Here is a 21,890-nt window from a genome sequence, read left to right as displayed (position 1 = left end):
TTGATGTCACGGGATTTTCACGTCGCGCCCGTTCCGCATCGGAGCAACTCGTCATATGATGGACTCCGCGCGCTAACACGTGCGCGCGCCGCGGCGTCCGCCAAATGCCCGCTTTGAACCGCCCATGCCAACAAGTATGCGAGCCGACCATGAACAAGCCCAGCGAACGCATCGTCGTATTCGTCACCACCGCGCAGAAACGCGCGATCACCTCCACAGCGGAGAATCTGGGCATCAGCGTCAGCGAGCTGATGCGGCGCGCGGTGCTGAGCTTCGGCGCGACTAGCGAACAGGTGAAGGCGGCGAGCATCGTCGACCGGCTGCGCGCGCCACGCGCGCCAGACGCGCTCGACGCCGCGCTGCAACGGGTCGCGCGCGGCACGCGGCATGCACGCGCCGCGCTGCCGCCGGCCCTGCAAACGCGTGTCGATGGTGCAACCGGCGGGTCCGCGCATAGCGAGGCAGGTTCCGCTTCGTCAAGGCCGGTCGCGAGTGAGTCGCAGCGCGCGCCAGTCGAAGGCGAACCCGCGCCTTTGCTCCCGGCGGGCGTCGCCGCCGCCCTCGCCGCCGAAATCGACGAGGAAGCTGCGGCAACCGCGGAGGCAGTTGCGCGCGTGGCGGCGGCCAAGGCGGCTTCGGTGCAAGGCTCCGCGCCTGACCCGTCCGACTCGGAAGCGCAACTGCGCAGCGTTCTCAAACGCCCTCGCCTCGACAGCGCGCACGAAGACGACGATCCGCTCGGTGATCCGAGCACGAAGGGCGGCCGCTTCGCCTGACCATCTGGTGCGATGCCTGTCGCGCCATGCCAGTGGGCACGTTACCGTTGCATATCGTTACATGTCCGTTCATTCGAATGCGCGAGCTTTCGGCAAATCCTTTCAGCAAGCCCTTTCGGCAATACACATGTGCCAAGGTTGGCGAATCTGTCATCGCTCCCTTTAAGGCGGTTTTAAGAGAGCACGTGGTGTAATATCCGCGAGCGTCGGATTGACGCGCCGCGCGATTTAACGATTGAACAACTCGCCGCTCGATATTCGAATCGGACAATCGAACGGGACAATTTACGCCGCCGCTATTGCAATCGGTGCGGGTGCCCCGAACTCCGGTCCGAACGTTGCGCAGCTTCGCGCGCGGCGGCGTAAAGTAGCAGTTGAATGCAGTTGGGCGCGCGGGGTTATTCAGCGCCGTTTACATTCTTTGGAGGTTTTCATGTCGCTTTTTGACAGCATTTCGCGCACGCTCAAAGGTCTCCTGAACGACGCAGCCGATTCCGTGCAGGATCCGTCGCGCGACTCGCGCCAGATCGTGCGCGAACTCGACGAGAGCATCGCCAAAGCCGAGAACTCGCTGATCGAGATTCAGGCACAAGTGGCCACGCAGCAAAGCAAGCGCGATGTTGCAGCGGACAAGGCGAAGAAGTACGAAGACGGCGCCAAACGCGCGCTGCAATCCGGCGACGAAGCGCTCGCGCGCGAAGCCCTCGGCGCGCAAGCCACGGCCGAAGCCGAACGCGATGCGCTGGCGAAGGAGTTGACCACGCTGGAGCCGTCGGTGGCACAGCTGAAGAGTCAGATCGAAGACATGCGTACCCGTCGCAACGACCTGAACGCACGCTCGAACATTCTGCAAGCCAAGCAGCAGATCGCTCAAGCGAAAGATGTCGCGGCTACGGCGTTGGGCGGCATCGGCGGCAAGAATCTGTCCGAGGACTTCCAGAAGCTGGAAGACAAGGTTGCGCTGTCGAATGCGCGTTCGGACGCGCGCCTGAATTCGGCCGACGTGAAGAGTGGCAAGGCCCTCGACGACAAGCTCGCGGATCTGAACCGCGGTCCGTCCGTCGAAGATCGTCTCGAAGCGTTGAAGAAGCAGATCAACACGCCGGCCCAGTAATTGCGTCGGCAGCAGTACATACCGGCGGCCCTTGTGTGAGCCGCCGGAAACGACTGAAGGAGACGGGCGCAGCGCGCCCGGTCCGTAAATGAAAAAATTCCTCGCAACCGCGTTTGCCTCACTGCTGTTCGTGTCGGCTGCGGCGTTCGCCGTGCCGACGGTTCAGCAGATCGAATCGGCCATGTCGCAAGGCAACTGGCAACAAGCCGACGCCGGCCTGAGCGAAGTGCTGCAGGCGCATCCGAACAATGCGCGCGCGCATTATCTGTACGCCCAGGTGCTCGACCGTGAAGGCCGTTCCGCCGACGCCCTCGCGCAGGTGCAACAGGCCAAGACCCTCGACCCGCAAATCCGCTTCACCGACCCGACCCGTTTCGCGCAAACCGAAGCACGCATTCGCAAGGACGCGGAACGCGCGGGCGCGGCGGCCGGCAACACCACGAGCCACGCGGCCAACCCGTTCGTGCAGCAGACCGCGCCCGCCGTGCAGCAGCAGTCGGCCATGATGTCGCAAGCGCCGCAACGGCATGGTCCGGGCGTGGGCATGTGGATCGGCATTCTTGTCCTCGTCGGCGTGATCGCGCTCGTGCTGCGCTGGACCTTGCGTCGCGCCCGTACGCAGGGCGATACGCGCGCCGACGACGATCGTCGCGTGCAACTCAAGCGCGCCACTGAAATGCTCAACACCGTGCGTTCGCTCAAGCTCGACGTGAAGCTCTCCACGGTGCAAGGGCATGAGGCGCTGGAGAAGGAAGTCGAAGCGACCGAAGACCAGTTGCGCGGCCTCGTCGAATCCCTGTCGAACAGCAAGAGTCCGGTGCCGCCGTATCAGCTCGACGAACTCGAACAACGCCTCGGCAGTCTGCGCGCACGGGTGGATGGCAAGCCCGATCCGTATGCCGCGCCGGCCGCCGGCACGCAACAGTCGCCTTATGCGCAGGAAGCCGAACGTTTCGGCAATCCGCCGCAAGCGCCCTATCCGCAGCAAGGACCGTATCAGCAACAGCCGCAGGTCATCGTGCAGCAAGGCGGCGGCGGTTTTGGCGGCGGCATGGGCGGTCTGCTGACTGGCGTGCTGCTTGGTGAAGCGCTGAATTCCGGGCGTGAGCGCGTGGTGGAGCGTGACGTGGTCGTCGACGACGAAGCGCGCCGCCGTGGCAATGACGGCGGCAATGGCGGTGGCCTCGACTTTGGCCAGGGCTCGAACGACTGGAGCGACAACAGCGGCGGCGTCGATATGGGCAGCAACGACGACTCCGGCGGCTGGAACGACACCTGAGCCCAGTCGCGGCTGAGATTCAATCAGTCGCGCAGGCATGCGTGGATGAAAACAGGCTCCTTCATGGAGCCTGTTTTCGTTATGGCGCTGCGGTTCAGATTTCAGGCTTCGGGCTTCAAACCTCCGCCTTCATGCGCGCATCGAGAAAGGCGCCCTGCCCGCCTCATGCTGCGCCAGCAACGCCGAACCCGCGAACAACCTCACGATAAAGCGCTCCGCATACGCGACCAGCGCATCGCGGCGTGCGCTGTCCGCATGAATGTACTCCGCCGACAAGTGGAACAGTTGCAGCACGGTCTGCGTGCAGACCTCGTCGACGGTTTCGCGCGAGAGCGTCGGCATCAGATCCAGTTGCACGACGTCGTCGGCCATTTCCGCCGACACCTCGTGCAGGTTCGCACGCACGGCCTCGCGCAACGCCCTCGACGTGCCATGATATTCGGCCAGCGCGCTTAGAAACGCCTCGCGGTTCTCCAGCGCGAACGCAAAGAACGCGACGCAGGCACGGCGCGGCACGCTATGCGGCTCGTCGTGCGCAGCGAGCCAGCGCTCGCGACGCAGCATCGGCCGCAAGCGGCGGCTCACCGATTCGACGGCTTCGCGCGCCAGATCGTCGAGCGTGTTGAAATGACGATAGAACGTGTTGGGGTTGAGCCCGGCCTCGCGCGCCAGTTCGCGCAAACCCAGGCTCGCAAAACCGCGGCCGCCCGCGGTCAGGCGCAATGCGGCTTCGATCAGTTTGCGCTTGCCTGGCGGCAATTCCTGCCCCGCGGCAATGCCATGCTCGGCGGTGGACGCCGCTTCGGGTACGGATGTCATGTGGATTCAATCGAGGCGCGTCACGCGCGTTTAATAGCAACACTCTAAACGATCTTGACGCGAGGTGTACAGTTGTCTACCCTGCGCGTTATGCTGAAGTAGACATCTGTATACGCATGCAATTCGCCCCATGCCGGAGACCGCCGTGACGCCTGCCTCATCCGCCCCGCCTGCCGCCCCACCTGCCGCGCCACGTATCGCGATTGTCGGAAGCGGCTTTGCCGGCATCGGCATGGCAATTCGCCTGCAACGCATGGGCATCACCTCGTTCACGATTTACGAGGCTGCCGGCGATATCGGTGGTACGTGGCGCGACAACACCTATCCCGGCGCGGCCTGCGACGTGCCCTCGCATCTCTATTCGTTTTCGTTCGAGCCGAATCCGGCGTGGTCGCGTGCGTTCGGCGGCCAGGCCGAGATTTTCGCTTATCTGAAGCATTGCGCCCGCAAATATGGCGTGGACCGCTACGTGCGCTACAACGCGCGCGCGAGCGCGGCGCGTTTCGACGAAGCACGCCAGGTCTGGTGCGTCGAACTCGATGTGAATGGCGTGCGTGAAAGCGTCGAAGCCGACGTCGTGATCGCCGCGAGCGGCCCGCTGTCGCGCCCGGCCATGCCGCGAATCGCAGGGCTGGAACGCTTCGAAGGCAAGCTGTTTCATTCGGCGCGCTGGGACCACGCGTATCCGCTCGACGGCAAACGCGTCGCGGTAATCGGCACCGGCGCAAGCGCGATCCAGTTCGTGCCGCAAATCCAGCCGCGCGTCGCGCACCTCGATCTGTTCCAGCGCACCGCGCCATGGGTCATGCCCAAACCCGACAAGCCGATCGACGCGCGCGCCCAGTGGCTGTTCCGGCATCTGCCGTTCACGCAGCGCTTCGTGCGCAGCGCGATCTACTGGCAACTCGAATCGCGCGCTATCGCGTTCGTGGTCAATCCGAAACTGATGAAAGTGCCGATGAAGTTCGGCCTGAGCTATCTCGAACGGCGCGTCAAGGACCCCGCACTGCGCGCCAAGGTCACGCCGAACTACCGCCTCGGCTGCAAGCGCGTGCTGCTTTCGAGCGACTACTATCCCGCGCTCAGCCAGCCGAACGTGGACGTAGTGACAAGCGGCATTCGCGAGATCGTCGCCGACGGTATCGTGACCGAAGATGGCGCGCATCATCGCGCCGACGCGCTCATCTGCGGCACGGGCTTTCAGGTCAACGACGTCGGCGCGCCCTTCGACGTGACCGGCCTCGACGGTGCGGATCTCGGCGCCCTGTGGCTGCGCGACGGACCGGAGGCCTACCTCGGCGTCAGCATTGCGAACTTCCCGAACTTCTTCATGATCGTCGGCCCGAATACCGGGCTCGGCCACAACTCGATGATCTACATGATCGAGTCGCAAGTGCAGTACATCGCCGATTGCCTGCGCGTACTGCGCCGCCGCAAGGCACGCACGATGACTCTGCGGCCCGACGTGCAGCGCGAGTTCAACGCGCGTTTGCAGAAGGACATGCAGCACTCCGTATGGGTGAGCGGCTGTCACAGCTGGTATCAGACCCGAAGCGGCAAGGTCACTGCGTTGTGGCCCGGCTTCACTTTCAGCTTTCGCAAACGCACGCGGCGCGTGCGTCCGCACGACTATCGCTTCGCGCCCTGACGACATGAGCGGTGGCTGATGGACTGGGAGAGTGAGACGCCGCCGATGCAATCCGATTCGAAGCCAATCGAACCAAAAGGGAGACAACAACCATGGCAAGCATCGACTCCAGCACGTCCGCCTCCAACCCGTTGCCGTCGCGCTCGCTCGCCGCGCGCCTCGGCATCACCAGCGTGCCGCGCGAAGAACTGCGGCGGCGCTACACGCAAAGCGGCTCCAGATTCGTGAAGATCATGGGCGCCGACGTGCATTACGTCGACGAAGGCAGCGGCGACATCATCGTGATGATCCACGGCTTCGCGTCTTCGCTGCACACGTGGAATCGGGTCGCCGACGAACTCAAGCGCGAGTATCGCGTGATCCGCCTCGATCTCCCGCCGTTCGGCGTGACAGGACCGTTGCGTTCCAGCAGCGGCGCAATCGAAACGATGAATCTGCCGACCTATCGTCGTTTCATCGACACGTTCCTGCAGGCACTCGCCGTCTCGCGCGCGACCTTCATTGGCAATTCACTCGGCGGGCTGATCTCGTGGGACTACGCGGTTCGACATGGCGAAGCCGTTGAACGGCTCGTGCTGATCGACTCGGCCGGCTTCCCGATGAAGCTGCCGATTTACATCGGCCTGTTCAATAGCGCGCTGGTGCGGGTCAGTTCGCCGTGGTGGCTGCCCGAGGCCATCATCAAAAGCGCGGTGCGCAATGTCTATGGCGATCCGCACAAGATCGACGCGGTGACACTGCGCCGCTACGTCGAGTTCTTCCACGGCGAAGGCACGCGCGAAGCAATCGGCAAGATGGTGCCCACGCTCGACTTCAAGGAAGTCGACACGGACGTGCTGAAGACCTTGGACGTGCCGGCGCTGGTGCTATGGGGTGCGAAGGATCGCTGGATTCCGACGGCGCATGCGGCTGAATTCGCGAGCCGCATTCCGCGCGCGAAATCGGTCATGTATGCGGGGCTCGGCCACATTCCCATGGAAGAAGCGCCGGAGCGCGTCATGGCCGATCTGCGCGCGTTTCTCGGCACGCCTTGCGCGGGTCTTCCGGTTGACGAAGGCACGTATCGCGCGCCGGTATGATCCGACGCTTTTTCAGTTCCGCAGTTTTTCCCCGCTGACTCCTTCAATCGATGATTCGCGCGCGGCCGTAGCGCGCGAATCTCGCACGCCTTTTTTGCACGCCCTTCTCCTGCACCGCGCCGGCGCGCTCAGCCACCGCCAAGCAGAAGCAGCAACCCCCACAGAAACTTGCAGAGCATGACGATCAGCTCCCACAGATGAGAGAGCTGTTGCCAGCCCGAAACGCGCGCGAAGGAGTCGATCATGGTTGCTAATAAGAGAAAGAAAGGTCTGCGGTGAAGCTGCGGATCGCGATTTGACCGCACATGATAGCGACTGCGGGATACCCCGTATCAAGTCGACTGAAAGTCTGCCGTAGATGCATCAGGAAGACGCTGCATCCGTATTGGATGACTGTGTCGATTGAATGCGCCAAGCGCGCCATCCAGGAGACGACCATGACGCGTTTCAGCTTTCGCCGACCGGCCCGTTCGCAGACGGTTGTCGGCGACATTGCCGCGCAAGCCGGCAAGCTGGGCATCGAGATCTGCGACGTATCGGGCCACGTCGACGAAGTGGCCGCGCGCGTGCAGCGCCAGGCGCACGTATGCCGCGCGCTGCGCGAATCGGCAGCGCAGACGCTCGCGGGCAATCACCGCATTGCCGAGGCCGCGCGGAAAATGAGCCATGTATCCGCGGAAGCCGCGACCGGCGTGCAGGACTCGCAGCAGACGCTCGAAGCGTCGCTGGCCGACATCCATGGACTCGTGGAAGGCGTAACGGTGATCGAAAGCCAGATCGGCGCGTTGCGCAGCGCGCTGGCGCATGTGAGCCGCGTATCCGAGGAGATTTCGCTGATCGCCCGCCAGACGCATCTGCTCGCGCTGAATGCCGCGATCGAAGCCGCGCGCGCCGGCGATTCCGGCAAGAGCTTCGCGGTGGTGGCGGCCGAGGTGAAAAACCTCTCGGCGAAAACCGCGCAGGCCACGGGGCAGATCGAGACGACGCTCGCCCAACTCACGCAGCAGACCGAGCAGTTGATCACGGAGGGTTCCGCCAACACCGAACGAGCACACCGCGTGCGGGAAGGCACGCGGAAGATCGGCGACGTCGTGCACGCAACCGGCGATGCAATCGCGCATCTGAACACGGAAGCGGGACAGATCGCCGTGTTGACCGGCGAGATCGAAACGCAATGCGACGGGCTCGAGGCGCAGGTGTTGGAAATCGCGAGCGGCGTGGAGGATTCGAGCGAAAACTTCGTGCAGGCGAAGGACCGTTTGGGGAATCTGCTCGGCGTATCCGAGACCTTGATCGAACTGACTGCCGCGACGGGTGTGGAAACGGCGGATACGCGGTTTATCGAAGCCGTGCAGAAGGCGGCGGCGGCCGTGAGCAAGGCATTCGAAACGGCCGTGGCGCGCGGTGAAGTGTCGATCGAGGATCTGTTCGATCAGCGCTATGTGCCGGTGACCGGGAGCAATCCGCCGCAGTTTTTAACGCGGTTTACCGCATTCACCGACCGTGTGTTGCCGGCTATTCAGGAGCCTTTGCTCGATCTCGATCCGCGAGTGGCGTTTTGTGCGGCGGTCGATTTGCGCGGTTATCTGCCAACGCACAATCTCAAGTTCTCTTTGCCGCAGCGTGATGACGTGGTCTGGAATATGGCGAATTGCCGTAACCGGCGCATGTTCGATGATCGAACCGGGATCGCCGCCGCCTCGCATACGAAGCCGTTCTTGCTGCAAACCTATCGGCGCGATATGGGCGGCGGGGAGTTCGTGCTGATGAAGGACGCCTCCGCGCCGGTTTTTGTCGGAGGCCGGCATTGGGGCGGGGTTCGGATCGGCTATAAGGTTTGAGGTTACCGGTTGGGTGGCCGGTCCGTTGCGGACACACACCCAACCACCACCCTAAGCTCTAAACCGCCATGACTGCCCGCTTCCTCTCGGCCCGCTGCATGAAATAGTTGGCGAGCACCACCCCAACTGTCACCACCGCAATAAACAGCGTAGCCAACGCATTCATCTCCGGATTCAGCCCCAACCGGACGCGCGAGAAAACGACCAGGGGCAAGGTCGTCGAACCAGGCCCGGACAGGAACGCCGACAGCACCAGATCGTCGATCGACAAAGTGAACGACAACAACCAACCGGACACAAGCGCCTGGGAAATTAACGGCAGCGTGATGAAGAAAAACACCCGCAACGGTGTAGCCCCAAGGTCTAACGCCGCCTCTTCCAGCGAAGGATGCAACTCCTTCACCCTCGACTGCACGATGATCGCCACATAGGAAATACACAGCATGAGATGCCCGATCCAGATCGTGAAAATGCCACGTCCGGCCGGCCATCCCAACCACTTGGCCATTTCGATAAAGAGGAGCAGCAACGAAATCCCCTGAATCACCTCGGGAATCACCAACGGCGCGTTGATCATGCCCGTATACAGCGTGAAGCCGCGAAACCGCCCCATGCGCGCAAGCACGAACCCCGCCCACGTACCGATGATCACCGAAGCAAACGCCGTCAACAACGCCACCCGCAACGACAGCCACGCGGCCGCGATCAGCTCGTCATCCTGCAGCAACGCCGCATACCAGCGCGTCGAAAACCGCGTCCATACCGTGACCAGTTGCGATTCGTTGAACGAATACACAATCAGACTGACGATCGGTATGTAGAGAAACAGAAACCCGATTCCCAGGGCAATGAACTGCAATATCCGGTTCGGCTTCATCAGCGCCTTTCCTCCATCGCCTTCGCCTGCGCGTACTGGAAAAACGCCATCGGCACCAATAACAACAACACCATCGCGCACGTCACGGCTGACGCCATCGGCCAATCGGCATTGTCGAAGAACTCATTCCACATCACGCGGCCGATCATCAGCGTATTCGCGCCGCCCAGCAATTCGGGAATCACGTACTCACCCACCGCCGGAATGAACACGAGCAGGCAACCGGCGATAATGCCGTTCTTCGAAAGCGGCAAGGTGATCTGCCAGAACGCCTTCCACGGCCTCGCGCCGAGGTCGTAGGCGGCCTCCAGCAGCGTCATGTCCATCTTCACCAGATGCGCATACAGCGGCATGACGAGAAACGGCAGATACGAATAGACCATGCCGATATAAACGGCAGTGTTCGTGTGATACAGCTCGATCGGCGAATGAATCAACCCGACAGACATCAGGAAGTTGTTCAGCAAGCCGTTGTTCTTCAGGATGCCGATCCACGCATACACGCGAATCAGGAAGGAAGTCCAGAACGGCAGCATCACGGCCATCATCAGCAGATTGCGGCTGGCGGGATTCGAACGCGCGATGTAATACGCCATCGGATAGCCGATCAGCAGACACAGCAGCGTCGAGATCGCGGCCACCACCACGGAATTCACGTAGGTCGCGAAATAGAGGCTGTCGGTCAGCAAAAACGCGTAATGCGACAGGTCGAGCGTGATGTGAACCGCGCCGTCCGCGAATTTGGTCAACTCCGTGTACGGCGGAATGCCGAGCTGCAAATCGGCGAAGCTGATCTTGACGACCAGCAGGAACGGCACGAGGAAAAACAGCAGCAGCCAGATGAACGGCCCGGCCACCACCGCCGTGCGGCCGGTCAGGTTGAAGCGCCGCACCGGCCAGGTGGCGAAGGAATTGAACGAGCGCTTCATGACGTCAACACCACACCGGCCGAGGCGCTCCAGCGCACGTACACTTCGTCGCCCCAGGTGGGCGGATCGATCTCGGTCAGCGCGAGGCTCGTCACATTCGCGATTACCGTTTTGCCGGCGTCGAGCTTCACGTGATAGAGCGAATAGCCCCCCATGTAAGCGATATTCGTGACGACGCCTTTGCCCCAGTTGTACGCGCCCTCCGGCGGTTTGCGCGTGAGCGCGATGCGCTCGGGGCGCACCGAAATCGTCACCGGCATGCCGAGCGGACCGGTGATGCCGTGGCTCACATACAAGCGGCACGGCAGATCGGGCGTTTCGATGAACACGTGATCGGGCTCGTCTTCGACCGTATGGCCTTCGAACAGATTCGTCGAGCCGATGAATTCGGCCGAAAAGCGGCTATTCGGATACTCGTAGACTTCGTGCGGCGTGCCGAGCTGAATGATCTCGCCTTCGCTCATCACCGCGAGGCGGCCCGCCATGGTCATCGCCTCTTCCTGATCGTGCGTCACCATCACGCAGGTCACGCCGACCTTGTCGAGAATGTTCACCAGCTCGATCTGGGTGCGCTGACGGATCTGCTTGTCGAGCGCGGACATCGGCTCGTCGAGCAGCAACAGCTTGGGCCGCTTGACCAGCGAACGCGCCAGCGCCACGCGCTGCTGCTGGCCGCCGGAAAGCTGATTTGGCTTGCGCTTCGCGAAGCGGCCCATCTGCACGAGTTCGAGCGCGGTTTGCACGCGGTCCTTCAGTTCGGCCTTGGGCACGCCTTCCTGCTTCAGACCGAAGGCGACGTTGCCCTCTACCGTCATGTGAGGAAACAGCGCGTACGACTGAAACATCATGTTGACCGGCCGGCGGTACGGCGGCAATTGCGCGAGGTCTTCACCGTCGATCAGGATCTTGCCCGAGGTCACGCTTTCGAGCCCGGCCATCATGCGCAACAAGGTCGACTTGCCGCAGCCGGAACTGCCGAGCAGCGCGAACAGTTCGCCCTTCTTCACCGACAGGTTGACGCCCTTGACCGCCACGGTCTCACCGAACTTCTTCACGACGTCGACGATCTGGACGAAGTTGTCCGTGGCGTCACCCGTAACGGCGTTCAGGCTCGGGGACGGCGCGGCGGCCCCTGCCAGCGCGCCCGACTGGTCACTACTCATCACAATGCTTTACTCCGGCGTTTGACGAACAAAGCCCCCGGTGAACACCGAGGGCTTCATGATGATGCTTACCCGTTCACACCGGCCGCGGGTCAGCGGCCGGACTTGAATTCAGTCCACAGCCGCGTTTGCAGCCGCTGTATTTCCGGCGGCAACGGCTTGAGCAGGAACAGGGTCTTGATGACTTCAGGCGAAGGATAGACAGCCGGGTCGTTCGCCACGTCCTTGTCCACGTACTTGCGCGCTTCGAGGTTGGCGCTCGGATAGTAGACGGCGTTGGTAATCGCGGCGTGAACCTGCGGCGTTTCGATGTAGTTGATCCACTCGAGCGCGGCGTCCTTGTTCTTGGCGTCTTTCGGAATCGCCATCACGTCGAACCACACCGGCGCGCCGCCCTTCGGAATGTAATACTCGACCTTATAGGGCTTCTTCGCCTCGACCGCGCGATGCTTGGCGATCACGACGTCGCCCGACCAGCCGTACGCAAAGCACACGTCGCCACCCACCAGGTCGTTGATGTAGCCCGACGAGTTGAACTGCGTGATGTACGGGCGGATCTTCTTCATCATGTCGAGCGCGGCGCGATAGTCGGCCGGGTTCGTGCTCATCGGATCCTTGCCGATATAGTGCAGCGCGGCGGCGAACATCTGGTCCGGCGCGTCGAGCACGGACACGCCACAGGCCTTCAGCTTCGAAATGTTTTCCGGCTTGAAGAGCACGTCCCAGCTGTCGAGCGGAACGCTCTTGCCGAGGATCTGCTGCGCTTTGGTGACGTTGTAGCCGAGGCCGGTCGTGCCGTAAGCCCAGGGCACGGTGAATTTATTGCCGGGATCGGCGCCGGCGACGAGCGCCATCAGCGACGGATCGAGGTACTTCAGGTTCGGCAGTTTGGATTTGTCGAGCGGTGCGAAGATGCCGGCGGCGATCTGCTTGCCGGCGTAATTGCTGGTCGGCACGACGATGTCATAGCCGGAATTGCCGGTTAGGAGCTTGGCTTGCAGCGTGTCGTCGCTGTCGTAGTTGTCGTATTTGACCTGGACACCGGACTGCTTGGTGAAGTTGGGAATGGTGTCCTTGGCGATGTAATCGGACCAGTTATACACGTTCAGCTGCGTGTCTTTCGCAGCGGCCGTCAACCAGGGCGTCGCGCACAAGACCAGCGCCGCCACCTGCCCCACTACCCGTCTTTTCATCCCGTTCTCCGATCCTGGCCGGCCGAGCCGACCGTCTTCACCTACGCCGCGGCACAGCGCGCGGCTCCCCTGAAAAACCCGAAAAGTACCATCAATTATTGCGCGCTTCAAAAAAAATACCGGGCTGTCGCGCAAACGGTACAGCGTAAGCCGCACCGCTTTAAAATTGGCCGCAATTTTAGCGGGTTATGAGCGCGTGTCTACCCGAAATAAACACCTGTATCGGCTGCGCTCTGATCGCGTTGCCATTCCGCTGTCATCCCGCCATCGATTCGCCGCCGTGAAGGCGCGCCGCGCCCGCACAACGGGGCGCGGCCCATGGCGGCCTGGCATGGCCCGGATACGCGTCGCCCAGGCTGCGGCAAGCGCGAGCCGACTGGCGTCCGACGGAGCACAATAGTCCTCAATGGCCGGTGACAGCGCGCCACCAATCGCGCGGCGATGTCACCACCCCACGCCCACCGGGCACGCGGCTTGCAAGAAGATGCAGTCTTGAACCTCAGGCATCGATGAACACCAATCCGTCCGCATTGCGACCCCACCGCCGCCGGCGTCTGCCGGGCAGTGGACCTGCACGTCCGGCGCACTGGTTTTCATTCGTCGGCGCGGGGGCGCTCATCGCAGTCGGCTATATCGATCCGGGCAACTGGGCGACCGCGCTCGGCGCCGGCGCGGGCTACGGCTACCGTCTGCTCGGCATCGTGCTGCTGGCAAGCCTGATGGCAATGTTGCTGCAATGGCTGTCGTCGCGCCTTGGCGTGGTGACCGGGCGCGACCTCGCGCAGATCTGCCGCGAACGCACGGGCCGCCGCGGCACCCTCTTCCTGTGGCTGACGAGCGAGGTCGCGATCATCGCGTGCGACGTCGCCGAGGTGGTCGGCAGCGCCGTCGCATTACAATTGCTACTCGGCGTGTCGCTCACGGTAGGCGTGTTGATGTCGGCGGTGTGCACCTTCGCGCTGCTCGCGCTCCAGCACAAAGGCGGGCGCAGGCTCGAAGCGGTGATCGCCGCGCTGATCGGCTTCGTCGGCCTATGCTTCGTGGTTCAACTGGCGCTGGCGCGGCCGGACTGGCACGCGGCGCTCGCCGGCACCGTGCCGAGCGTCGAATTGCTGCGCAATGCGGGCATGGTGTGGCTCGCGGCGGGCATCGTGGGCGCGACGGTCATGCCGCACAACCTCTATCTGCACTCGGCGCTCGTCAAGCACCACGCACCGGACGGCAGCGACGCGCAGATCAAGGCCGCTCTGCACGTCGTCAATCTCGACACGTTCGGCTCGCTTTCCTTTGCGTTCGTGATCAACGCGGCCCTGCTGATCGTGGCCGCGGCGGTGTTCTATGTGAGCGGCCATCGTGACGTGACCGATCTCGCCGACGCCCACCGGCTGATCGCGCCGCTCGTCGGCACGCACTGGGCCGGCATTCTGTTCGCGGCAGCGCTGCTCGCCTGCGGACTGAGTGCGACTGTGACCGGCACACTGGCCGGCCAGGCGGTCATGGAGGGCTTTCTGCGCATCCGCCTGCCGCGCTGGCAGCGCGCCCTGCTGACCCGCGCACTGGCGATCGGCCCCGCGCTCTTCGCGGTCGCGCTGTTCGGGCAGCACGGTTCCAATCAATTGCTGGTGGCAAGTCAGGTGGTGCTGAGCCTGCAGTTGCCGCTCGCCGTCGTGCCGCTGATCCGCTACACGTCGGACGCCGGGCTGATGCGCGGCTGGCGCGTGCGCGGCCTGCCGCTCGCACTCGCGTGGCTGTCCGCCGCGTTCATTGTCCTGCTCAACGGCGCGTTGTTGTGGCAACTGGCGTTCGGGGGCTGAAGAACGTTTTCTCGACCTGGCGGAAGGTGAAGTGATTTTGTAAGTATTTTTCTGAGCTTCTCAACATGACCGGCGACGCTGCCCGTTAGTACGGCGCGCCGGCCGTGCGGCCCGTTTCACCTCGGCTGCCGGGTTTCTTGCGGCGGCCGTTTTTTTGCCCATTTTTTGCGCCACTTTGGCGCTTCCGCGCGATCGAGCCGGATGCGCGTTGCATGTGTCGCCGCCTGACGCCTGCCGCATCCGTTTCGCTCGTTGCCCTGCTCCTGGACGACAGCCCATGCGCTTTGACGCTTCCATCGACCGCGTTGCCCGCAATGCCCTCTCTCACGCGCGCCAACCCATTGCGCGCCTTTCCCGCACGGCGCTAGTCGCTGCCTTCCTCACCGGCGCTGTCGTGTGCGGCGAAGCCCGCGCGACGGTCGCGATGCTGCAGCCGCCTCGCGTGGCCGCGGCCAACGAGCCGCTGCAGATCACGATGCTCTACTCCGCCGACGACGCCAAGTCCTTGACCCTCACCGTCCCGCCGACCATTCGCGTGAGTTTGAGTGCAGGCGAGCAGTCGCCGCAGCCACTTGATTTACAGCGTGAGCCGGGCGTGCCCAACACGCTGCATCTGCGGCCGGGCCAGTTCCGCAAGGTGCGTTTCTCGGCGCCCTGGCCGGAGTCGGCGCGCGGCGAAGTACGCATCGACCCGGTGGGATTCGACGCCTCGCCCGCGCTCGTCGTGATCAATCGCGGGCCGCAGCAGGACGCGATTGCGCAGGCGGAACGCGCGGAAAGCCAGGCGACCACGCCTGCTCAGGCCGCGGCGACGGCGGCCGTGGTCGGCGGCCCGACCGGCGACGCCATCTCGCCGCCCGGCGACTCGCTCGCGACAACGGGGCGCGGCGTGTTCTCTCACCTTTCCTTTTATGAACCGATGTACATCGCCGCCGGCCACAACGGCGACACGAACGCCCGCCTGCAGTTGAGCTTCAAATACCGCATCCGGATACCGGACGATCTGCGCTCGAAGGCTTTTGTCGACAACCTGTACTTCGCGTATACGCAGACCTCTATCTGGGATCTGTCCGCCGATTCACGCCCGTTCCGCGACACGACCTACTCGCCGCAACTGTTCTACTACGTGCCGGACACCGGCTGGACAAGCCCATTCTTCACCCGCATGGGTTTTGCGGCGGGTATCGCGCACGAATCGAACGGCAGGGCCGGCGACGCATCGCGCAGCATCAACATGCCGTTCATCCGGCCGACCTGGGAGTTCGGCGATCTGACGGCTAACCATCTGACCGTGTCGCCGAAAATCTATTACTACGTCGGCACGAGCAGCAACCCCGATATCGCCGACTATCGGGGCTACGTCGATCTGCTGGTCAAATACGGCAGCCCGGACGGCTGGCAACTGGCGACCACGCTGCGCAAAGGCACCAAGCACTGGTACGGCAGCGTGGATACGCAATTCACCTACCCGCTCGCCAAAGTGCTGGGCAGCGCGTGGGGCGGCTATATCTGGGTGGGCTACTTCAACGGCTATGGCGAGGACCTGCTCGACTACAACAACCGTCAACACTGGATGGCGCGGATCGGCTACAGCATTGCGCGCTGACACGAGCGAGCCGTATCGCTGCGGAAAATGCGGCGAAACATGCCGCACAAGCGGCCAACCGTGCGGGAATGGCGGCCACGCCGTTCGCGCACGGCGCGGCCTAGGTCGCGCATCGGTTAACATAGCGGAACTTCGCTTCTTCGCCCCAAGGTTTCCGATGGCTTCGAATCTCCACGATCTTCCCGACAGCCCGTGCATCGGCGTCTGTTCCACGCTGTTCGACGAGGTATGCAAAGGCTGCGGCCGCACCGCCACTGAAGTGTCGAACTGGGTTTTCCTGAGCGACGAGGAAAAGCGCGCCGTGTGGGTCCGCATCGAGCAGGAAGGCACGGCCATGCGGTTCGCGAACGACAAGCTATAGGCTGGTCGGACGCTTCCCGCCGCTAGCCTGCGGCAAAGTCGCGTCCAGCTCGAAGCCCCAATGAAAACGCCGGGATATCCCGGCGTTTTTTGCATGGCGCTTGCGCTCGACGCTTCGCGGACGGGCCGCGAGCGCGCGTCAGAAACGCATCCCGACACCCAGGCCGACCACCACCGGATCGATGCTCAAGCGGCCGAGCGCCTGACCGCCGAGCGTCGCATCCGTGTGCATCCATATCTTCTTGATGTCCGCGTTGACGAACAGCGACTTGGTCACCTGGACATCGACGCCGGCTTGCAACGCCGGGCCCCAACTGTGGTTGGTGACGCCGATCGACTGACCGCCCGCGTTCAGGCCGTTGTTATAGAACAGCGTGTAGTTCACACCCGCGCCGACATACGGACGAATGCGTCCCGCGTGATTGAAGTGATACTGCAGCAGCAGCGTGGGCGGCAACACGTTCACGCCGCCGAGATTGCCGAGACTCGAGGTCAGTTGATGCCGCGACGTGGCAAGAATCAGTTCGACGCCGAGGTAATCGCGAATCATGTACGTGAAATCCAGCTCGGGCACGATGGCGTTGTTCACACCCACGTTGAGCGCCGACAGCGTTCCGGTCGTGCTCGAGTTCGGCATGATGCTGATGGCGCGCAGACGCACCAGTACGTCGCCGGCGTGAATGCCGCTCATCGTGTCGTCGCCCGCGGCATGCACCTGCGGCGCGAAAGCGCTTGCACATAGCAGGCTCGAAGCGATCGCGGCGGCCTTGAGTCGGTTCCTCAACGAGTAGTTCATGTGTTTCCCCAAGTAGTTGTTTGCGTGTGGGGATTGTCGAAGCTCTCGGCGCGCGACATGTTGACTCGTATCAAGCCAGCGAGAATGCCAATCGCCCTGCGACAGCCGGTCGCGCCGCGCCCGTGAGCAGCAGTTCGAGCAGGTCGTGCACGCTGCGAATGGCCGTGCCGAACGGCAATGCTTCGCGGCCGCGGAAGAACAGACCGTTCGCCACGTCCCCGCGCAAAGCCGCCGCGAGCCGCGTATCGATGCAGAAGTGGCCGAACTTCTCGATACCGTCGCGCCAGCCGCACGCGCTGAGACATTCGAGCGCGGTTGGGCAAGCGTGTTTGAGCGCGCCGACTTTCTCGCGGATTTTCGTTTCGTGGCGCAGATAACGCGCCAGCCACGGCGTCTTTACGGCACGCGCCGGCAATCCCGTCACGCTGACGAATTCGACGATGTCCTCGGGCGTCGCTTCGGCCAGCACGCGCTTGAAGTTCGGATGCGCGTCGCCTTCTTCGGTGACGGCGAACGGCGTACCGAGTTGCACGCCGCTTGCGCCCGCGTTCAGCAGCGCGCGCACCGCTTCGTGACTATTGATGCCACCAGCAACAATCAGCGGTACATCCTGGCGGTTCAGGCCGAGCGAAGTAAAGACCGCGTCGAGTTCTTCGAGAATGCGGAAGAAATCGAAGCGTTGATCGTGTTGATCGGCCAGGTTGTTGACACCGAGATGACCCCCAGCGTGCGCCGGATGTTCGATCACGACGGCATCGGGCAGCCGGCCTTTTTTCATCCACTTCTTCAACACGAGCGCGACGCCGCGGCTGTCCGACAGAATCGGAATCAGCGCGATGTCGTGACCTTGAGTCATGTCCGGCAAATCGAGCGGCAGCCCAGCGCCCATGACGATCGCATCGGCACCGTTCTCGCATGCGACGCGCACGTAGTCGGCTTGCGCGCTGACCGCTTTCATCACGTTCACGGCAATCATGCCGCGGCCTTCGCTCAATGCCCTCGCTGAATGGATCTCGCGGGCCAGCGCGGTGAGGTTGGCCTGTTCGAGCGTGGCGCGTTCGGGCGACTCGCGGCAGCGTTCGACCAGGTCGCGATGATGATGCCGCAGGTCGATGCTGGCGATCGTGCCCACTGCGCCTTCGCGGGCGACGCTGCCGGCCAGCCGGTGCGCCGAGATGCCGACGCCCATGCCGCCTTGCACGATCGGCAGTAACGAGCGGCCGCGGATGACCAGCGGCGGGAAAGAATGAGAGTTGAGCATGACTGGCCCAATGACGGATTATCGAAGCGGTGATAATCGTCGGTCGGGCGCAGCCTGCGTTGTTTCAGGTCAATGAGTCGGCACAAGACCGAATCGTATGTGCCGCTCAGTTGATGCCGGTCATCTGAATTGAATCACGCCTTGAATTGCATGGACTTGAGTTCGAGATACTCTTCGAGTCCATAGACCCCGTTTTCGCGCCCGAATCCCGATTGCTTGAAACCGCCGAACGGCGCGGCCATATTCCATGTTCCGCCATTGATATCCACCTGGCCGGTTCGAATCCGCCGCGCGATGCCCGCGGCACGCTCGTCGCTGCCGGCCCAGACCGCGCCGCCGAGACCGTATGGCGAATCGTTGGCAATCCGAACGGCTTCCTCTTCGTCCTTATAGGTCAGAATCGACAGGACCGGGCCGAAGATCTCATCCTGAGCGATCGTCGCCTTGGGGTGCACGCGGCCAAACACGGTAGGCTTGACGAAGAAGCCCGTCGACACCCCGTCAGGCAAGCCCGCACCGCCTGTCACCAGCTCGGCGCCCTCCTCGATCCCCTTCGCGATGTATTGCTGCACGCGTGCCTGCTGCGCCGCCGACGCCAGCGGGCCCAGGCGGGTCGTCTCGTTGCGCGGATCACCGGCGACATACTTCTCGGCGGCCTGCTTCGCCAGCGTGCGCGCTTCGTCGTAGCGGGCCTCGGGCACCAGCATGCGCGTGTGAGCGGAGCATGTTTGTCCGGAATTCAGAAAGCACGCGCTGACCGTGCCCTTGACCGCCGCGGCGAAATCCGCGTCGTCGAGAATGATCGAGGCCGACTTGCCGCCGAGTTCGAGCGCCACGCGCTTGACCGTCGCCGAGGCCAGCTCGGACACCCGCTTGCCGGCGCGGGTCGAGCCGGTAAACGACACCATGTCGACCGACGGATGGCTCGCCAGCACCTCGCCCACCACCGGCCCATAACCGCTCACCAGGTTGAACACGCCGGCCGGCAGCCCGGCCTCGTGAATCGCCTCGGCAAGCACGAACGCGTTCAGCGGCGCGATCTCCGAGGGCTTCAGCACGACTGTGCAACCGGCGGCGAGCGCGGCCGCGACCTTCAGCGTGACCTGATTGAGCGGATAGTTCCACGGCGTGATCGCGGCCACCACGCCGACCGGCTCGCGCACCACGAGCGAATTGCCGACACGCTCTTCATATTGGAACTCGCTCGCGAGCTTCGCATACGCGCCCCAGTTGTAGACGGGGCCGCCCACCTGAATCGCGCGAGCCAGCTTTATCGGCATGCCGACTTCGCCGGCGATCAGTCCGGACAGTTCGTCGGTGCGCGCTTTCAGGTTCGCCGCGATCTTGTACAGATACTCGCCGCGCTCGGCGGCAGGCGTCGCGGCCCAGGCGTCGAAGGCCACGCGCGCGGCGGCGATCGCGCTTTCGGCATCGGCCTCGATGCCTTCAGGGATGCGGCCCATGATCTCTTCCGTGCCCGAGTCGATCACGTCGATCGTGCCGGTGCCGCACGGCGCGATCCACTTGCCGTCGATATAGAGTTGGTTGTAGGTTTTCATGGTGGTCGGTCCCTGTCTTTGTCTCCGGAATGGTCTTCTATTCTAACCAGCAGGGCGGAGCGGGCCGATGCGTGGGGCGCGCGCCATAAAAAAGCCCGCTTCTTCGAAGAAGCGGGCTTTTTACGGTGCAACGAGATTCCGCGGGCGGTTCAGGCGCGCTTACTGCACGCCCTGGCTCAACAAAAAGTCTTCGTAATTACCGCCAAAGTCGTTCAGCGTGCCATCCGTCTTCACCTCGATGATCCGGTTCGCGAGGCCGCTCACGAACTCACGGTCGTGCGAGACGAAAATCAGCGTGCCTTCGAACTTGTCGAGCGCGATCTGCAGCGACTCGATCGACTCCATGTCCATGTGGTTGGTCGGCTCGTCCATCAGCAGCACGTTGTGGCGGCCCAGCATCAGCTTGCCCCAGATCATGCGGCCCTTCTCACCGCCGGAGAGCACCTTGACCGACTTGCGGATGTCGTCGGCATTGAACAACAGCCGGCCGAGCGTGCCGCGCACCATCTGTTCGTCGTCGCCTTCCTGGCGATAGCCGTCGATCCACTCCATCAACGTGATGTCGTCCGGAAATTCTTCGTACGTGTCCTGCGGCATGTAGCCGATGTTCGCATTCTCCGCCCACTTCACCGTGCCGTGATCGAGTTGCAGTTTGCCGAGCAGCGAACGCAGCAGCGTGGTCTTGCCCGCGCCGTTCTCGCCGATGATCGCGATACGCTCGCCCGGCTGCACGCTGATGCTGAAGTCGTTGAAGATGGTGCGCTCGTACTTCTTCGAGATCTTCTCGGCCACCACCGCGATGTTATGCAGCTTCTTCTCGTACTCGAAGCGAATGAACGGATTCTGCCGCGACGACGGCTTGAATTCCTCGATCTTGATCTTGTCGATCATCTTCAGACGGCTGGTGGCCTGACGCGCCTTCGACTTGTTCGCCGAGAAGCGGCGCACGAAGTCCTGCAGGTCGGCGACACGTTCCTTCGCCTTCGCGTTGGCGTTCTGCTGACGCTCGCGCGCCTGCGTGCTCGCCAGCATGTAGTCGTCGTAATTGCCCGGATAAACCTTCAGCGTGCCGAAGTCCATGTCGGCCATGTGCGTGCAGACCTGGTTCAGGAAGTGTCGATCGTGCGAGATGATGATCATCGTCGAGTTGTACTGGTTGAGCACGTCTTCCAGCCAACGGATCGAGTTGATGTCCAGGTTGTTGGTCGGCTCGTCCAGCAGCAGCACGTCCGGCTTCGAGAACAGCGCCTGCGCGAGCAGCACGCGCAGCTTCCAGCCCGGTGCGACGTTGCTCATCGGGCCGTTGTGGTCCTCGATCGCGATGCCGATGCCGAGCAGGAGTTCGCCCGCGCGCGCTTCGGCCGTGTAGCCGTCGTACTCGGCGAACTTCGCTTCGAGTTCGGCGGCGTGCATGTAGTCGTCGTCCGTCGCGTCGGGGTTCGCGTAGATCGCGTCACGCTCGGTCATGGCGGCCCACATTTCGGCGTGACCCATCATCACGACGTCGAGCACGCGCACGTCTTCGTACGCGAACTGATCCTGGCGCAGCTTACCGAGGCGGATGTTCGGCTCGAGCATGACGTTGCCCGAACTCGGCTCCAGGTCGCTGCCCAGAATCTTCATGAAGGTGGACTTACCGCAGCCGTTCGCACCGATCAGGCCATAGCGATTCCCTCCCCCGAACTTGACCGAGATATTCTCGAAGAGGGGCTTTGGCCCGAATTGCATGGTGATATTGGCGGTAGACAGCACGGCGCGTCCCTTTGAATGTGATAT

Annotated in this window: 18 protein-coding genes; 9 read left to right on the top strand and 9 right to left on the bottom strand. The window is 63.1% G+C overall.

The genetic code is table 11. From position 1 onward, the window contains the following. The first annotated feature begins 149 nt into the window (after positions 1-149). The 3 genes from BLW71_RS04870 to BLW71_RS04860 all read left to right on the top strand — a co-directional run bounded on the left by BLW71_RS04870 (position 150) and on the right by BLW71_RS04860 (position 3,169). Entirely contained in the window at positions 150-776 is a 627-nt protein-coding gene (locus tag BLW71_RS04870) for a hypothetical protein (protein ID WP_091793683.1), read from the top strand. A 433-nt stretch (positions 777-1,209) separates the two neighbouring features. Next, the gene (locus tag BLW71_RS04865) at positions 1,210-1,890 is read left to right on the top strand and encodes a PspA/IM30 family protein (RefSeq protein ID WP_011488613.1); all 681 of its coding nucleotides are present in this window, start codon (positions 1,210-1,212) and stop codon (positions 1,888-1,890) included. An 88-nt stretch (positions 1,891-1,978) separates the two neighbouring features. After that, positions 1,979-3,169 carry a tetratricopeptide repeat protein gene (locus BLW71_RS04860; RefSeq protein ID WP_091793681.1) on the top strand — a complete coding sequence of 397 codons (1,191 nt, stop codon included), beginning with the start codon at positions 1,979-1,981 and terminating at the stop codon, positions 3,167-3,169. Positions 3,170-3,298: 129 nt separating this feature from the next. Here BLW71_RS04860 and BLW71_RS04855 read toward each other — a convergent pair whose 3' ends face one another. Continuing rightward, positions 3,299-3,988 (bottom strand): TetR family transcriptional regulator, encoded by a 690-nt coding sequence (locus BLW71_RS04855; protein WP_091793679.1) that lies wholly within the window; start codon positions 3,986-3,988, stop codon positions 3,299-3,301. 145 nt (positions 3,989-4,133) lie between these two features. Between BLW71_RS04855 and BLW71_RS04850 the strand changes: the two genes are divergently transcribed. The 3 genes from BLW71_RS04850 to BLW71_RS04840 all read left to right on the top strand — a co-directional run bounded on the left by BLW71_RS04850 (position 4,134) and on the right by BLW71_RS04840 (position 8,556). Continuing rightward, positions 4,134-5,636, top strand: a complete 1,503-nt coding sequence (locus tag BLW71_RS04850) for a flavin-containing monooxygenase (protein ID WP_091800425.1) — start codon at positions 4,134-4,136, stop codon at positions 5,634-5,636. Between the two features lie 92 nt (positions 5,637-5,728). After that, positions 5,729-6,715 (top strand): alpha/beta fold hydrolase, encoded by a 987-nt coding sequence (locus tag BLW71_RS04845; RefSeq protein WP_091793677.1) that lies wholly within the window; start codon positions 5,729-5,731, stop codon positions 6,713-6,715. Between the two features lie 437 nt (positions 6,716-7,152). Next, positions 7,153-8,556 (top strand): methyl-accepting chemotaxis protein, encoded by a 1,404-nt coding sequence (locus tag BLW71_RS04840; RefSeq protein ID WP_091800422.1) that lies wholly within the window; start codon positions 7,153-7,155, stop codon positions 8,554-8,556. 58 nt (positions 8,557-8,614) lie between these two features. Here the strand turns inward: BLW71_RS04840 and BLW71_RS04835 are convergent, their stop codons facing one another. The 4 genes from BLW71_RS04835 to BLW71_RS04820 form a co-directional block, all read right to left on the bottom strand. Further along, a complete protein-coding gene (locus BLW71_RS04835) occupies positions 8,615-9,433 on the bottom strand; it encodes an ABC transporter permease subunit (protein ID WP_091793676.1) in 819 nt (272 codons plus the stop codon). Further along, positions 9,433-10,362, bottom strand: a complete 930-nt coding sequence (locus BLW71_RS04830; protein WP_091793673.1) for an ABC transporter permease subunit — start codon at positions 10,360-10,362, stop codon at positions 9,433-9,435. The genes BLW71_RS04835 and BLW71_RS04830 overlap by 1 nt, the downstream gene beginning before the upstream one ends. Next, the gene (locus BLW71_RS04825) at positions 10,359-11,525 is read right to left on the bottom strand and encodes an ABC transporter ATP-binding protein (RefSeq protein WP_177204972.1); all 1,167 of its coding nucleotides are present in this window, start codon (positions 11,523-11,525) and stop codon (positions 10,359-10,361) included. The genes BLW71_RS04830 and BLW71_RS04825 overlap by 4 nt, the downstream gene beginning before the upstream one ends. 92 nt (positions 11,526-11,617) lie before the next feature. Further along, positions 11,618-12,718, bottom strand: coding sequence for a polyamine ABC transporter substrate-binding protein (locus BLW71_RS04820; RefSeq protein ID WP_091793671.1), 1,101 nt, complete (start codon positions 12,716-12,718; stop codon positions 11,618-11,620). A 509-nt stretch (positions 12,719-13,227) separates the two neighbouring features. On the opposite strand from BLW71_RS04820, the gene BLW71_RS04815 reads away from it, so the two are divergent. From BLW71_RS04815 to BLW71_RS04805, 3 genes are all read left to right on the top strand, one after another. Further along, positions 13,228-14,532 carry an Nramp family divalent metal transporter gene (locus BLW71_RS04815; RefSeq protein ID WP_091793669.1) on the top strand — a complete coding sequence of 435 codons (1,305 nt, stop codon included), beginning with the start codon at positions 13,228-13,230 and terminating at the stop codon, positions 14,530-14,532. Positions 14,533-14,809: 277 nt separating this feature from the next. Beyond that, positions 14,810-16,138: a phospholipase A gene (locus BLW71_RS04810; RefSeq protein WP_091793667.1), complete on the top strand. Its 1,329-nt coding sequence runs from the start codon at positions 14,810-14,812 to the stop codon at positions 16,136-16,138. A 157-nt stretch (positions 16,139-16,295) separates the two neighbouring features. After that, positions 16,296-16,499: a DUF1289 domain-containing protein gene (locus BLW71_RS04805; RefSeq protein WP_091793664.1), complete on the top strand. Its 204-nt coding sequence runs from the start codon at positions 16,296-16,298 to the stop codon at positions 16,497-16,499. Positions 16,500-16,637: 138 nt separating this feature from the next. Here BLW71_RS04805 and BLW71_RS04800 read toward each other — a convergent pair whose 3' ends face one another. The 4 genes from BLW71_RS04800 to BLW71_RS04785 all read right to left on the bottom strand — a co-directional run bounded on the left by BLW71_RS04800 (position 16,638) and on the right by BLW71_RS04785 (position 21,866). Next, entirely contained in the window at positions 16,638-17,294 is a 657-nt protein-coding gene (locus BLW71_RS04800; protein ID WP_091793662.1) for an OmpW/AlkL family protein, read from the bottom strand. 70 nt (positions 17,295-17,364) lie between these two features. Further along, positions 17,365-18,555, bottom strand: a complete 1,191-nt coding sequence (locus BLW71_RS04795) for an NAD(P)H-dependent flavin oxidoreductase (RefSeq protein ID WP_091793660.1) — start codon at positions 18,553-18,555, stop codon at positions 17,365-17,367. Positions 18,556-18,689: 134 nt separating this feature from the next. Beyond that, positions 18,690-20,114, bottom strand: a complete 1,425-nt coding sequence (locus BLW71_RS04790) for an aldehyde dehydrogenase family protein (protein ID WP_091793658.1) — start codon at positions 20,112-20,114, stop codon at positions 18,690-18,692. 159 nt (positions 20,115-20,273) lie between these two features. After that, positions 20,274-21,866: an ABC-F family ATPase gene (locus tag BLW71_RS04785; RefSeq protein WP_091793656.1), complete on the bottom strand. Its 1,593-nt coding sequence runs from the start codon at positions 21,864-21,866 to the stop codon at positions 20,274-20,276. Positions 21,867-21,890 lie beyond the last annotated feature (24 nt).

The organism is Burkholderia sp. WP9 (genome assembly GCF_900104795.1).
Lineage (GTDB): Bacteria > Pseudomonadota > Gammaproteobacteria > Burkholderiales > Burkholderiaceae > Paraburkholderia.
Note: the sequence above shows the minus strand (reverse complement) of the source record. Positions and strands in the feature narration are given on the sequence as shown.